The sequence below is a fragment of the Pseudomonas sp. s4 genome, from assembly GCF_046764235.1.
GTDB lineage: Bacteria > Pseudomonadota > Gammaproteobacteria > Pseudomonadales > Pseudomonadaceae > Aquipseudomonas > Aquipseudomonas asiatica.
The window spans coordinates 4,869,485-4,882,594 of sequence record NZ_CP177209.1 but is presented as its reverse complement, the minus strand read 5'-3'; the positions used below and the strand labels follow the sequence as shown (position 1 = coordinate 4,882,594).

Below are 13,110 nucleotides of genomic sequence, written 5' to 3'. Positions count from 1 at the left end.
GCGATGGGCTGCGAAGCAGCCCCACGGTTTGAGCGCATTGCACAAATTTCCGGGGCTGCTTCGCAGCCCATCGCGACACAAGGCCGCTCCTGCAGGTCCTGCGCAATTTTGTGCAGGAAGATTTTGCCGCTGCTTTAAGCTCGCCCAACAGCGCTTCATAGGCCACCTGGTACCTGTGACGAGGAAGTGTGGCGCATGACGCAAGCAAGCAAGCGTGTGGCTGGCCAGGGGCGTTGGCCGGGTAAACAGTGCATCGACCCGTTCAAGGCGGATTTCGACATGTTGCAGACCCAGCCCGTGTCACGCTCGGTGCGGCTCAACGGTTTTTCCACCTGCCTGCGGCTGGAGGCCGTCTACTGGGGTATCCTGGAGCGCATCGCCGCGGCCAACCGCTGCTCGGTCAGTGCGGTCCTGTCCTATGTGGACCGTGAGGTGCACCTGCGACAAGGCGGGGTGCGCAACTTCAGCGGGCTGATCCGGGTGATCTGCGTCGCCTGGCTGCTGGACCCGCCAAGTGTGCGCTGATCGCCTGGCGGGCTGCGCAGTGCTTGTTAACCATATATAATCCCGCTTTTTGCTGCCCCGGCAGCCAGCGTTGTGGTTGACGAGAGACACCCATGCCCCTTTATGACTATCAATGTGCATCCTGCGAGCACCGCATGGAAGTGCTGCAGAAGATCAGCGCCGCGCCGCTGACCGATTGCCCGGCCTGCCAGGCGCCGGCGCTGAAGAAGCTGCTGTCGGTGCCAGGCTTCCGCCTGAGCGGTAACGGTTGGTACGAAACCGACTTCAAGACCGGGGCGAAAAAGAATCTGGCAGGCGGCGACAAGGCCGACTGAGTTGAATGCTGTGACCGGGTCTTGCAGTATTAGCCCTCTCCGGGCGGCCAAGGCCTCCACCGAATACACGAATCACGAGAAGCGAAACCACCATCATGATGCGCAGCCATTATTGCGGCCAACTGAACGAGAGCCTGGACGGCCAGGAAGTCACCCTTTGCGGCTGGGTCCATCGTCGCCGCGACCACGGCGGGGTGATCTTCCTCGACATCCGTGACCGCGAAGGCATGGCCCAGGTCGTGTTCGACCCGGATCGCGCCGAAACCTTCGCCGCTGCCGACCGCGTGCGCAGCGAATACGTCGTGCAGATCACCGGCAAGGTCCGCAAGCGCCCTGAAGGTGCGGTGAATGCCAACATGGCTTCCGGTGCCATCGAGATCCTCGGCTACCAGCTGAACGTGCTCAACGAAGCGGAAACCCCACCGTTCCCGCTGAACGAATACTCCGACGTCGGCGAAGAAACCCGCCTGCGCTACCGTTTCATCGACCTGCGTCGCCCGGAAATGGCCGACAAGCTGCGCCTGCGTTCGCGTATCACCAGCAGCATCCGTCGCTTCCTCGACGAAAACGGCTTCCTTGACGTCGAGACGCCGATCCTGACCCGTGCCACCCCGGAAGGCGCGCGTGACTACCTGGTGCCTAGCCGTACTCATGCCGGCAGCTTCTTTGCCCTGCCGCAGTCGCCGCAGCTGTTCAAGCAGTTGCTGATGGTCGCTGGCTTCGATCGCTACTACCAGATCGCCAAGTGCTTCCGTGACGAAGACCTGCGTGCCGACCGCCAGCCGGAATTCACCCAGATCGACATCGAGACCAGCTTCCTCGATGAAAGCGAGATCATGGGCCTGACCGAAAGCATGATCCGCAAGCTGTTCAAGGAAGTGCTGGACCTGGAATTCGGCGAATTCCCGCACATGACCTTCGAAGAAGCCATGCGCCGCTACGGCTCTGACAAACCGGACCTGCGTATCCCGCTGGAACTGGTCGACGTTGCCGACCAGCTCAAGGATGTCGACTTCAAGGTGTTCGCCGGCCCGGCCAACGATCCGAAGTGCCGCGTTACCGCCCTGCGCCTGCCTGGCGGCGCCAGCATGCCGCGCAGCAAGATCGACGAGTACACCAAGTTCGTCGGTATCTACGGTGCCAAGGGCCTGGCCTACATCAAGGTCAACGAGCGTGCCAAGGGCGTCGAAGGCCTGCAGTCGCCGATCGTCAAGAACATCCCCGAGGCCAACCTCAACACCATCCTCGACCGCGTTGGCGCCGTTGACGGTGACATCGTGTTCTTCGGTGCCGACAAGTTCAAGGTGGTCAGCGAAGCCTTGGGCGCGCTGCGTATCCGCCTGGGCCATGACTTCGAGTTGCTGACCTGCGAGTGGGCACCGATGTGGGTGGTCGACTTCCCGATGTTCGAAGAGAACGAGGACGGCAGCTTCACCGCGCTGCACCACCCGTTCACCGCGCCGAAGTGCACCCCGGAAGAGCTCGAGGCCAACCCGGCCGCGGCCCTGTCCCGTGCCTACGACATGGTTCTGAACGGTACCGAGCTGGGTGGCGGTTCGATCCGTATCCACCGTAAAGAGATGCAGCAGGCCGTGTTCCGCCTGCTGGGCATCGAAGCGGCAGAACAGGAAGAGAAGTTCGGCTTCCTGCTCGACGCCCTGAAGTTCGGTGCACCGCCTCACGGTGGTCTGGCCTTCGGCCTGGACCGTCTGGTCATGCTGATGACCGGCGCCCAGTCGATCCGTGAAGTGATCGCCTTCCCGAAAACCCAGAGCGCCGCGTGCGTCATGACCCAGGCTCCTGGCATGGTCGACGCCAAGGCCCTGCGCGAGCTGCACATCCGACTGCGCGAACAGACCAAGGTCGAGTAAGCAGTCCCCGGGCGCATCCACATGGATGCGCCTTTGCGTTTCGGCGCAGGCAATTTCCCGTCCCGCCCCGTACAGGGGCGGGGCTGTTTGTGATTCAAAGGATTCGGAGTCGTTATGGCTGGTCATTCCAAGTGGGCGAACATCAAGCACCGCAAAGAGCGCCAGGATGCCAAAAGAGGCAAGATCTTCACCAAGTGGATCCGTGAGCTGACGGTCGCCGCCAAGCAGGGCGGTGCTGACCCGGCATCCAACCCGCGCCTGCGCCTGGCGCTGGACAAGGCCTTGGGCGCCAACATGAGCCGCGACATCATCGATCGTGCCGTGGCCCGTGGTGCCGGCACCAACGAAAGCGATAACGTCGAAGAGCTCAGCTACGAAGGTTACGGTCCGGGTGGCGTGGCGATCATGGTCGAGGCCATGACCGACAATCGCAACCGTACCGCCGCTGCGGTGCGTCACGCCTTCACCAAGTGTGGTGGCAACCTGGGTACCGACGGTTCGGTGGCCTACCTGTTCGAGCGCAAGGGGCAGATCAGCTTTGCCCCGGGCGTGGAAGAAGACGCGTTGATGGAAGCGGCGATGGAAGCCGATGCCGATGACGTGGTGGCCAACGACGACGGCTCGTTCGACGTGTTCACCTCGTTCAACAGCTTCTACGCCGTGCGCAATGCCCTGGAAGAGGCTGGCTTCAAGGCCGCTGACGCGGAAATCGTCATGCAGCCGACCACCAGCGCCGAACTCGACCAGGACGGTGCCGAGAAAGTACTCAAGCTGATCGACATGCTCGAAGACCTGGATGACGTGCAGAACGTCTACTCCAATGCCCAGATTTCCGACGAGATCATGGAAAACCTCGGCTAAGGTGTCCTGGCTATCCATGCCAGTTCTTCAAGTTTGTCAGCGCCTGTACCGGCCCTTTCGCGGGTAAACCCGCTCCCACAGGTACTGCACCACATTCAGAGTCGGTGCAGTACCTGTGGGAGCGGGTTTACCCGCGAAAGGGCCGGTACAGTTTGCAGAGATGCATCAATTTTTCGACAGGCACTATGACTCTGATTCTTGGTATCGACCCCGGCTCGCGCATCACCGGCTATGGCGTGGTACGCCAGACCGCCCGTGGTTGCGAGTACGTGGCGTCGGGCTGCATTCGCACCGGCAGCGGCGAGCTGCACGAACGGTTGCAGATCGTTTTTCGTGGCGTGGGTGAAATCATCGCCCAGCACGGCCCGGTAACCATGGGCATCGAGCGGGTGTTCATGGCCCGTAACGCCGACTCGGCGCTCAAACTCGGCCAGGCCCGTGGCGCGGCCATCGTCGCAGCCGCCGAAGCCGGCCTGGAAATCGCCGAGTACAGCGCCACCCAGGTCAAGCAGGCGGTAGCCGGTACCGGTGGGGCGAACAAGGAGCAGGTGATGATGATGGTCATGCACCTGCTGAAACTGACGCAGAAGCCGCAGATCGACGCTTCCGACGCCCTGGCTATCGCCCTGTGCCACGCCCACACCCGTTCCAGCCTGGTGCCGCATGGCCTGGCCACGGCACGGCGGCGCGGCGGGCGCTTGCGTCTGTAGGCGCTTCATGCGCTGATACACATTTTGTTCGGGTGATGCGTTCACCCGCTGCATTTGCTGATAGGGTTGAGCGGTCTTTGACCGGCTCCCCGAGAGGAAGGATCGGAACGTGATTGGACGTTTGCGCGGCACCCTGGCGGAAAAACAGCCGCCGCACCTGATTATCGACGTCAACGGCGTAGGTTACGAACTGGAAGTTCCCATGACCACGCTGTACCGTCTGCCCAAGGTGGGCGAACCCGTAACCGTGCACACCCACCTGGTGGTGCGCGAGGATGCTCACCTGCTCTACGGTTTTGCCGAAAAGCGTGAGCGCGAGCTGTTCCGCGAGCTCATCCGCCTGAACGGCGTAGGGCCGAAGCTGGCCCTGGCGCTCATGTCCGGGCTGGAAGTGGACGAGCTGGTGCGCTGCGTGCAGGCCCAGGATACTTCGGCCCTGGTGCGCGTGCCCGGTGTCGGCAAGAAGACCGCCGAACGCCTGCTGGTCGAGCTCAAGGACCGCTTCAAGGCTTGGGAAACCTCCCCGGCCATGTTTACCCTGGTCTCCGACGGGCCGCTGCCGGTCGCCAGCGCATCCACAGCCGAAGCCGATGCCGTCAGCGCCCTGGTTTCGCTGGGCTACAAGCCGCAGGAAGCCAGCAAGGCAATCGCCGCGATCAAGGACAAGGCCGGCCTGAGCAGTGAGGAACTGATTCGTCGCAGCCTGAAAGGGATGATTACCAAGTGATCGAAGCCGACCGCCTGATCGCCGCCAGTGGCCGCGACCGTGAAGAAGTCCAGGACCGTGCGATTCGCCCGCTGCGGCTGGACGAGTACATCGGCCAGCCGGTGGTGCGCGAGCAGATGGCGCTGTTCATCCAGGCCGCCCGTGGCCGCAGCGAGTCGCTCGACCACACGCTGATCTTCGGCCCGCCCGGCCTGGGCAAGACCACCCTGGCCAACATCATCGCCCAGGAAATGGGCGTGTCGGTCAAGAGCACTTCGGGGCCTATCCTCGAGCGCCCGGGCGACCTCGCGGCCATGCTGACCAACCTCGAACCGCACGACGTGCTGTTCATCGACGAGATCCACCGGTTGTCACCGGTCGTCGAAGAGGTGCTGTACCCGGCGATGGAGGATTTCCAGCTCGACATCATGATCGGCGAAGGGCCTGCGGCCCGCTCGATCAAGCTGGACCTGCCGCCGTTTACCCTGGTCGGTGCCACCACCCGTGCCGGCATGCTCACCAACCCGCTGCGGGACCGCTTCGGTATCGTCCAGCGCCTGGAGTTCTACAGCGACAAGGACCTGGCCACCATCGTCAGCCGTTCGGCCGGCATCCTCGGCCTGGCCATCGAAGACCAGGGTGCCTACGAGATCGCCCGCCGGGCCCGCGGCACGCCACGTATTGCCAACCGCCTGCTGCGCCGCGTGCGCGACTACGCCGAAGTGCGCGGCAAGGGCCAGATCACCAAGGCCGTGGCCGACATGGCGCTCAACCTGCTGGACGTGGACGAGCGCGGCTTTGACCACTCCGACCGCCGCCTGCTGCTGACCATGATCGAGAAGTTCGACGGTGGCCCGGTCGGCGTGGACAACCTGGCGGCAGCCATCAGTGAAGAGCGCCACACCATCGAGGACGTGCTCGAGCCGTACCTCATCCAGCAAGGCTACATCATGCGCACGCCGCGCGGCCGCGTGGTCACCCGGCATGCCTACCTGCACTTTGGCCTGAACGTGCCCGGGCGCCTGGGGGAGGGTGGTGATTTTTCCGAAACGGGCGATGAGTGACAGATCGAAAACGGCTTTTCGTGGTCCTACCGCTGGCATGCCGAGGGTGCGCTGGCAATAAGACATTAATGAAGAAAAAACAGTTGCCATAGCGGATTGGCAAGCTGAGGAGTAAGCACTAGAGTATGCGCGCGCAAAATGGCCTGGAACCGTTCGCACACCGTTGTCGTGTCTATTACGAAGATACCGATGCCGGTGGCGTGGTGTATTACGTCAATTACCTGAAATTCATGGAGCGCGCGCGTACCGAGCGGCTGCGGCACCTGGGCTTTTCCCAGGCGCAGTTGGCCGAAGACAACCTGCTGTTCGTAGTCCACTCCAGCGAAGCGCGCTATCACGCGCCGGCGCGGCTGGACGACGAGCTGCGGGTCACCGCGCAAGTACTTGAACTCAATCGCGCCAGCCTGCGCTTCGTGCAGCAGGTCTGGCGGGAAAAGGATGAAACGCTGCTCTGTGAAGGGCAGTTCCTGGTGGCCGCCGTGCGCGCCGACACTTTCAAACCCCGAGCCATACCCCCGGAGCTGCGTGACGCCTTTGCGGCGGACGGCTCGGGTACTCAATCGAATGCAGGAGAATAAGCGTGGAAGCTAACGTCGTCGACCATACCTCCATGTGGAGTCTGGTCAGCAATGCCAGCGTGTTGGTACAGCTGGTAATGCTGACCCTGGTGGCCGCCTCGGTCACCTCATGGGTCATGATCTTCCAGCGCAGCACCATGCTGCGCGCCGGTCGTCGTGCGCTGGATGCCTTCGAGGAGCGCTTCTGGTCGGGCATCGACCTGTCCAAGCTGTACCGCCAGGCAGGCAGTAACCCAGACCCGGATTCTGGTGTCGAGCAGGTATTTCGTGCCGGCTTCAAGGAATTCTCGCGCCTGCGCCAGCAGCCAGGTGTTGACCCGGACGCGGTCATGGAGGGCGTTGCCCGTGCCATGCGCGTAGCCATCTCGCGCGAGGAAGAAAAGCTCGAGCAGAGCCTGCCGTTCCTGGCCACCGTCGGTTCGACCAGCCCGTACATCGGCCTGTTCGGTACCGTATGGGGCATCATGAACTCCTTCCGCGGCCTGGCCAGCGCCCAGCAGGCCACCCTGGCCACGGTCGCCCCGGGTATTGCCGAAGCGCTGATCGCCACCGCCATCGGCCTGTTCGCGGCAATTCCGGCGGTCATCGCCTACAACCGCTTCTCGGCGCGCAGCGAAGTGCTGATCGGCCGTTACTACACCTTCGCCGACGAGTTCCAGGCGATCCTGCACCGCAAAGTGCACACCAGCGAAGAGTAATCAGGTAGAAGCCCATGGCCCGAGTTCGCCACAAACGCAAGCCCGTCGCCGAGATGAACGTGGTGCCCTACATCGACGTGATGCTGGTACTGCTGGTCATCTTCATGGTGACGGCGCCCATGCTCAACCAGGGCGTCAAGGTAGACCTGCCCAAGGTTTCCAGTGAAGCCTTGCCGCAGGACAACAACGTCCAGATCCTCACCATCTCCATCAAGGCCGACAAGACCTACTACTGGAACCTCGGCAGCGAAGTCGATACCGACAAGCAGATGGACAAGGCCATGACCTTGCCAGCCATGACCGACGCGGTGACCAAGATCATTGCCGCCGGCCGTGACCAGGGCAAGCAGACCCAGGTGTTCATTCGTGGCGACAAGGCTGTCGACTATGGCGCGGTCATGGGTGCCATGGGCGGGTTGCAGAAGGCCGGTGTCGGTAACGTTGGCCTGATTACCGAGGCGCCCTGATGCAACAGCGAGAGCCATCCGCCTCGGAAAGCTACTTCTGGCCCAGTATCTGGGCCATCGGCCTGCATGTGCTGGTGTTCGCCCTGCTGTTCGTCAGTTTTGCCATGACGCCTGAGCTGCCGCCATCCAAGCCGATCGTCCAGGCTACCCTGTACCAGCTCAAGTCCAAGAGCCAGGCGACCACCCAGACCAATCAGAAGATTGCCGGGGAAGCGAAGAAAACCGCTTCGCGCCAGACCGAAGTCGAGCAGCTGGAACAGAAGAAGGTCGAGCAGGAGGCCGTGAAGGCCGCGGAACAAAAGAAAGCCGACGCTGCTCAAAAGGCCGAGGAGGCCCGCGAGGCCGCCGAAGCCAAGAAAGCCGAGGCAGCTGCCGAGGCCGCCAAGGCCGCCGAGGCCAAGAAGGCCGCCGAAGCCAAGAAGGCCGAAGAGGCGAAGAAGGCTGCCGAGAAGCAGCAGGCCGACATCGCCAAGAAGAAGGCCGAGGAAGAAAAGAAAAAAGCCGAAGAAGAGGCCAAGAAAGAGGCCGCTGAAGAGGCGAAGAAACAAGCCGCCGAGGACGCCAAGAAAAAGGCGGCCGAAGAGGCCAAGAAGAAAGCAGCCGAGGACGCCAAGAAGAAAGCGGTAGCCGAGGAAGCGAAGAAGAAGGCAGCTGAAGAGGCCAAGAAAAAGGCCGCTGCAGATGCCCAGAAGAAAAAGGCACAGGAAGCGGCCCGCAAGGCGGCGGAAGACAAGAAAGCCCAGGCCCTGGCCGAGCTGTTGTCCGACACCACCGAACGGCAGCAGGCGCTGGCCGACGAGCAGGGTGACCAGGTGGCCGGCGACTTCGACGACCTGATCCGCATGCGCGCGGCCGAGGGCTGGGCTCGTCCGCCTTCCGCGCGCAAGGGCATGACGGTGGTCCTGCAGATCAACATGTTGCCGGACGGTACCATCACCAGCGTCAGCGTGGCCCGGTCCAGTGGTGACGGCCCGTACGACAGCTCGGCGGTGGCAGCAGTGAAGAACATCGGTCGTCTGACCGAGATGCAGGGTATGAAGCCGAGCGATTTCAACCAATATCGTTCGTTCAAGATGACATTTACACCTGAGGATCTAGCGTTGTGATTAAACGTCTGAGAGGACTGCTGGTCATGCTGTGCTGCGTGGCAGGCATGGCCGTTGCAGAGGAAAAGAACATCCTGGTCACCAGCGGCAGCGACCGGGCCACGCCCATCGCGGTAGTGCCGTTCGGTCTGCAGGGCGGCAGCGTGCTGCCGGAAGACATGGCCGACATCATCGGCAACGACCTGCGCAACTCCGGCTACTACTCGCCGATTCCGCGGCAGAACATGATCAGCCAGCCGTCGCAGGCCAGCGAAGTGATCTTCCGTGACTGGAAAGCGCTGGGCGCGCAGTACGTGATGGTCGGCAGCATCGTGCCGTCGGGCGGTCGCCTGCAGGTGCAGTACGCACTGTTCAACGTCGCCACCGAGCAGCAAGTGCTGACCGGCAGCGTGGCGGGCAGCGTCGATCAGCTGCGCGACATGGCGCACTACATTTCCGACCAGTCGTTCGAGAAGCTCACCGGCATCAAGGGGGCGTTCTCCACCCGCATGCTGTACGTGACGGCCGAGCGCTTCTCTACCAACAACACCCGCTATACCCTGCAGCGCTCGGACTACGACGGTGCACGTGCGGTCACCCTGCTGCAATCGCGTGAACCGATCCTGTCGCCACGCTTTGCGCCGGATGGCAAGCGTATCGCCTATGTCTCCTTCGAGCAGAAGCGCCCACGCATCTTTGTCCAGCACATCGATACCGGTCGCCGTGAGCAGGTCACCAACTTCGAAGGCCTGAACGGCGCGCCAGCCTGGTCGCCGGACGGCTCGCGCCTGGCGTTCGTGCTGTCGAAGGACGGCAACCCGGACATCTACGTGATGAACGTGGCTTCGCGCCAGATCACCCGCGTCACCGCTGGCCCGGGCATCAACACCGAGCCGTTCTGGGGCAAGGATGGCAACACCCTTTACTTCACCTCCGACCGTGGCGGCAAGCCGCAAATCTACAAGCAGTCGATCGGTGGCGGTGGTGCCGAGCGTGTAACTTTCGTGGGTAACTACAACGCCAACCCGAAACTGTCGGCGGACGAAAAGACCCTGGTGATGATCCATCGCCAGCAGGGCTTCACCAACTTCAAAGTTGCGGCCCAGGATTTGCAACGCGGAAGTGTAAAGATTCTCTCGGAAACGAGTCTTGATGAGTCTCCCACTGTTGCGCCAAACGGCACCATGCTAATCTACGCCACCCGCCAGCAGGGCCGGGGAGTCTTGATGCTCGTGTCGCTTAATGGCCGCGTGAGGCTCCCACTTCCTACCGCTCAAGGCGAAGTCAGAGAACCGTCCTGGTCCCCTTACCTGAACTGATTGCGGCGTAATAATTTTTTGCTTAACACACTGGGGTTTCATTAGGAGTTTCACGATGGAAATGCTGAAGTTTGGTAAATTTGCTGCGCTGGCTCTGGCCATGGCCGTAGCTGTAGGTTGCTCCTCGAAGGGCGGTGACAACGCAGGCGAAGGCGCTGCTGTAGATCCGAATGCTGGCTACGGTGCCAACACTGGCGCTGTTGACGGCTCCCTGAGCGAAGAAGCTGCCCTGCGCGCAATCACCACCTTCTACTTCGAATACGACAGCTCGGACCTGAAGCCAGAAGCCATGCGCGCCCTGGACGTTCACGCCAAGGACCTGAAAGCCAACGGCAACCGCGTTGTCCTGGAAGGCAACACCGACGAGCGCGGCACCCGCGAGTACAACATGGCTCTGGGTGAGCGTCGTGCCAAGGCCGTTCAGCGTTACCTGGTTCTGCAGGGCGTTTCCCCTGCTCAGCTGGAACTGGTCTCCTACGGTGAAGAGCGTCCGGTTGCCACTGGCAACGACGAGCAGTCCTGGGCTCAGAACCGTCGCGTAGAACTGCGTAAGTAAGTTCTCATGCGTATGTGCCGTCGTGTAGTAACCGTCCTCGCACTCAGCCTGCCGCTCGCGGCCTGGGCTGAGGTTCCTGTAGTTGATGACAACGCAGGCAGCTATCCGCCTGCGGGTTATGGCACGAGCGGCGCCTATGCCGGGTCAGGGGCTTCGGCCCCTGCCTCTGCACAGGGCCAGCTGTTCATGCAGCTGCAACAGATGCAGGATCAGCTTTCCCGCCAGCAAGGCATCATCGAAGAGCTGCAGAACGATGTGTCGCGCATGAAGCAGGAAAACCTGGAGCGTTACCAGGACCTGGACCGTCGCATCAACAGTGGCGCCGCACCTGCCGCGACCCCTGACAATTCCTCCGGTGGTGGTGCATCCAGTACCTCCCCCGATGCAGCAGCAGGTGCTGCTGCTCAACAACCGGCCGCCAGTAGCGAGCCCGGTGATCCGGCGAAAGAAAAGCTCTACTACGATGCCGCTTTCGACCTGATCAAGCAGAAAGACTTCGACAAGGCCAGCCAGGCGTTCAACGCCTTCCTGCGCAAGTACCCCAACAGCCAGTACGCCGGCAATGCCCAGTACTGGTTGGGGGAAGTGAACCTGGCCAAGGGCGACCTGCCGGCTGCCAGCCAGGCCTTCGCCCAAGTCAGCCAGAAGTATCCGAAGCACAGCAAGGTGCCGGATTCGCTGTACAAGCTGGCCGACGTCGAGCGCCGCATGGGCCACACCGACAAGGTCAAGGGTATCCTGCAGCAGGTCATTACCCAGTACCCTGGCACCTCGGCCGCGCAACTGGCCCAGCGTGACCTGCAAAAGCTCTAGGCAGTTACGTTTGAAAGAAACCCGCGCTTGTCGCGGGTTTTTTCGTTAGAATCAATGCCCTTTTTTCGTAAACACGCTGCTGCGGATAACGCTATGTCGAGTCCGCGACAGTGCCTGACGGAGGCGGGCAGCCTGTTTAGCTGTCACGCCCGTGGCGAGCATGCAAGACACATTACGCATCACCGAAGTCTTTTACTCCTTGCAGGGTGAAACGCGAACGGCTGGGTTGCCCACGGTATTCGTGCGCCTCACCGGTTGCCCCCTGCGCTGCCAGTACTGTGACAGTGCCTATGCCTTCAGTGGCGGCACCGTTCGCACCCTCGATTCGATCCTTGAGCAGGTCGCCGGCTTCAAGCCGCGCTACGTTTGCGTCACCGGCGGCGAGCCATTGGCCCAGCCCAACGCCTTGCCGCTGTTGCAGCGCCTGTGTGACGCCGGTTACGAAGTGTCGCTGGAAACCAGCGGCGCGCTGGATATTGCCGGCACCGACACCCGCGTCAGCCGCGTGGTCGACCTGAAGACCCCAGGCTCCGAAGAGTCGCACCGTAACCGCTACGAGAACATCGAGCAGCTGACCCGCAACGACCAGGTCAAGTTCGTCATCTGTTCCCGTGAGGACTATGACTGGGCGGTCTCCAAGCTGATCCAGTACAACCTGGCCGAGCGTGCCGGCGAGGTGTTGTTCTCGCCCAGCCACCACCAGGTGAACGCCAGCGAGCTGGCGGACTGGATCGTCGCCGACAACCTGCCCGTACGCTTCCAGCTGCAGCTGCACAAGCTGCTGTGGAACGACGAACCCGGACGTTGATTGAGGAGCAAGTACACATGACCGACAAACGCGCAGTAATCCTGCTGTCCGGCGGCCTGGACTCGGCCACCGTGGTCGCCATGGCCAAGGCCGAAGGCTACAGCTGCTACACCATGAGTTTCGACTACGGCCAGCGCCACCGCGCCGAACTGAACGCCGCCGCCCGCGTTGCCCGTGACTTGGGCGTGGTCGAGCACAAGGTGATTGGCCTGAACCTTGACGGCATCGGTGGCTCGGCATTGACCGACAGCAGCATCGACGTACCGGAAACCCCGGGTGAAGGCATCCCGGTCACCTACGTGCCGGCGCGCAACACTGTGTTCCTGTCCCTGGCCCTGGGCTGGGCAGAGGTGCTGGAAGCCCGCGACATCTTCATTGGTGTGAACGCCGTGGATTACTCCGGCTACCCCGATTGCCGCCCCGAGTTCGTCGAAGCCTTCGAACGCATGGCCAACCTGGCGACCAAAGCCGGCGTCGAAGGGCAGGGCTTCCGTATCCAGGCGCCCCTGCAGAACCTGAGCAAGGCGCAGATCGTGCAGGCCGGCATTGCTCGCGGTGTGGATTACAGCCTGACCGTTTCCTGCTACCAGGCTGATGATGACGGCCGTGCCTGCGGCAAATGCGACAGCTGCCGCCTGCGTGCCGACGGCTTCAAGGCAGCTGGTGTCGAAGACCCGACGCGGTACTTTTGAAAAAAGTTTGATGGGGTGTTGATTTCCCGTTAGAAATCAGTAT

General features: G+C 62.2%; 16 protein-coding genes. All 16 read left to right on the top strand.

The annotated features are described in order from the left end of the window. Positions 1-195: 195 nt before the first annotated feature. The 16 genes from ACK56M_RS22690 to queC all read left to right on the top strand — a co-directional run bounded on the left by ACK56M_RS22690 (position 196) and on the right by queC (position 13,067). The gene (locus tag ACK56M_RS22690; RefSeq protein ID WP_015271475.1) at positions 196-525 is read left to right on the top strand and encodes a ribbon-helix-helix domain-containing protein; all 330 of its coding nucleotides are present in this window, start codon (positions 196-198) and stop codon (positions 523-525) included. A gap of 92 nt (positions 526-617) precedes the next feature. Beyond that, entirely contained in the window at positions 618-839 is a 222-nt protein-coding gene (locus ACK56M_RS22685) for an FmdB family zinc ribbon protein (RefSeq protein WP_003254776.1), read from the top strand. A gap of 95 nt (positions 840-934) precedes the next feature. Continuing rightward, on the top strand, positions 935-2,710 hold the full coding sequence (aspS, locus tag ACK56M_RS22680; protein WP_015271474.1) for an aspartate--tRNA ligase: 1,776 nt from the start codon (positions 935-937) through the stop codon (positions 2,708-2,710). A 114-nt stretch (positions 2,711-2,824) separates the two neighbouring features. Further along, positions 2,825-3,571, top strand: a complete 747-nt coding sequence (locus ACK56M_RS22675) for a YebC/PmpR family DNA-binding transcriptional regulator (RefSeq protein ID WP_013973810.1) — start codon at positions 2,825-2,827, stop codon at positions 3,569-3,571. 185 nt (positions 3,572-3,756) lie between these two features. Continuing rightward, on the top strand, positions 3,757-4,281 hold the full coding sequence (ruvC, locus tag ACK56M_RS22670) for a crossover junction endodeoxyribonuclease RuvC (RefSeq protein ID WP_004375291.1): 525 nt from the start codon (positions 3,757-3,759) through the stop codon (positions 4,279-4,281). Between the two features lie 109 nt (positions 4,282-4,390). After that, the gene (ruvA, locus tag ACK56M_RS22665) at positions 4,391-5,008 is read left to right on the top strand and encodes a Holliday junction branch migration protein RuvA (RefSeq protein ID WP_015271473.1); all 618 of its coding nucleotides are present in this window, start codon (positions 4,391-4,393) and stop codon (positions 5,006-5,008) included. Then, on the top strand, positions 5,005-6,051 hold the full coding sequence (gene ruvB, locus ACK56M_RS22660) for a Holliday junction branch migration DNA helicase RuvB (RefSeq protein WP_004375289.1): 1,047 nt from the start codon (positions 5,005-5,007) through the stop codon (positions 6,049-6,051). The genes ruvA and ruvB overlap by 4 nt, the downstream gene beginning before the upstream one ends. 125 nt (positions 6,052-6,176) lie before the next feature. Beyond that, entirely contained in the window at positions 6,177-6,629 is a 453-nt protein-coding gene (ybgC, locus tag ACK56M_RS22655; protein WP_015271472.1) for a tol-pal system-associated acyl-CoA thioesterase, read from the top strand. A gap of 2 nt (positions 6,630-6,631) precedes the next feature. After that, complete coding sequence (gene tolQ, locus ACK56M_RS22650; protein WP_015271471.1) at positions 6,632-7,327, top strand: protein TolQ; 696 nt, start codon at positions 6,632-6,634, stop codon at positions 7,325-7,327. A gap of 14 nt (positions 7,328-7,341) precedes the next feature. Beyond that, positions 7,342-7,794: a protein TolR gene (tolR, locus tag ACK56M_RS22645; RefSeq protein WP_003254760.1), complete on the top strand. Its 453-nt coding sequence runs from the start codon at positions 7,342-7,344 to the stop codon at positions 7,792-7,794. Next, complete coding sequence (tolA, locus tag ACK56M_RS22640; protein ID WP_013973804.1) at positions 7,794-8,900, top strand: cell envelope integrity protein TolA; 1,107 nt, start codon at positions 7,794-7,796, stop codon at positions 8,898-8,900. The genes tolR and tolA overlap by 1 nt, the downstream gene beginning before the upstream one ends. A gap of 26 nt (positions 8,901-8,926) precedes the next feature. Next, positions 8,927-10,198, top strand: coding sequence for a Tol-Pal system beta propeller repeat protein TolB (gene tolB / locus ACK56M_RS22635; RefSeq protein WP_043935851.1), 1,272 nt, complete (start codon positions 8,927-8,929; stop codon positions 10,196-10,198). Between the two features lie 55 nt (positions 10,199-10,253). Then, complete coding sequence (gene pal, locus ACK56M_RS22630; protein ID WP_003254755.1) at positions 10,254-10,754, top strand: peptidoglycan-associated lipoprotein Pal; 501 nt, start codon at positions 10,254-10,256, stop codon at positions 10,752-10,754. A 6-nt stretch (positions 10,755-10,760) separates the two neighbouring features. Continuing rightward, positions 10,761-11,567, top strand: a complete 807-nt coding sequence (gene ybgF, locus ACK56M_RS22625) for a tol-pal system protein YbgF (RefSeq protein ID WP_061304911.1) — start codon at positions 10,761-10,763, stop codon at positions 11,565-11,567. A 160-nt stretch (positions 11,568-11,727) separates the two neighbouring features. Next, on the top strand, positions 11,728-12,375 hold the full coding sequence (gene queE / locus ACK56M_RS22620) for a 7-carboxy-7-deazaguanine synthase QueE (protein ID WP_015271468.1): 648 nt from the start codon (positions 11,728-11,730) through the stop codon (positions 12,373-12,375). A 17-nt stretch (positions 12,376-12,392) separates the two neighbouring features. Continuing rightward, a complete protein-coding gene (gene queC / locus ACK56M_RS22615; protein ID WP_411959084.1) occupies positions 12,393-13,067 on the top strand; it encodes a 7-cyano-7-deazaguanine synthase QueC in 675 nt (224 codons plus the stop codon). The last annotated feature ends 43 nt before the right edge of the window (positions 13,068-13,110 follow it).

Coding starts and splice junctions, on each gene's coding strand:
- ACK56M_RS22690 (WP_015271475.1), top strand. CDS start 196: ATGACGCAAGCAAGCAAGCGTGTGGCTGGCCAGGGGCGTTGGCCGGGT.
- tolB (WP_043935851.1), top strand. CDS start 8,927: ATGCTGTGCTGCGTGGCAGGCATGGCCGTTGCAGAGGAAAAGAACATC.
- aspS (WP_015271474.1), top strand. CDS start 935: ATGATGCGCAGCCATTATTGCGGCCAACTGAACGAGAGCCTGGACGGC.
- queC (WP_411959084.1), top strand. CDS start 12,393: ATGACCGACAAACGCGCAGTAATCCTGCTGTCCGGCGGCCTGGACTCG.
- tolA (WP_013973804.1), top strand. CDS start 7,794: ATGCAACAGCGAGAGCCATCCGCCTCGGAAAGCTACTTCTGGCCCAGT.
- ybgF (WP_061304911.1), top strand. CDS start 10,761: ATGCGTATGTGCCGTCGTGTAGTAACCGTCCTCGCACTCAGCCTGCCG.
- ACK56M_RS22675 (WP_013973810.1), top strand. CDS start 2,825: ATGGCTGGTCATTCCAAGTGGGCGAACATCAAGCACCGCAAAGAGCGC.
- pal (WP_003254755.1), top strand. CDS start 10,254: ATGGAAATGCTGAAGTTTGGTAAATTTGCTGCGCTGGCTCTGGCCATG.
- queE (WP_015271468.1), top strand. CDS start 11,728: ATGCAAGACACATTACGCATCACCGAAGTCTTTTACTCCTTGCAGGGT.
- ruvC (WP_004375291.1), top strand. CDS start 3,757: ATGACTCTGATTCTTGGTATCGACCCCGGCTCGCGCATCACCGGCTAT.
- tolR (WP_003254760.1), top strand. CDS start 7,342: ATGGCCCGAGTTCGCCACAAACGCAAGCCCGTCGCCGAGATGAACGTG.
- ACK56M_RS22685 (WP_003254776.1), top strand. CDS start 618: ATGCCCCTTTATGACTATCAATGTGCATCCTGCGAGCACCGCATGGAA.
- ybgC (WP_015271472.1), top strand. CDS start 6,177: ATGCGCGCGCAAAATGGCCTGGAACCGTTCGCACACCGTTGTCGTGTC.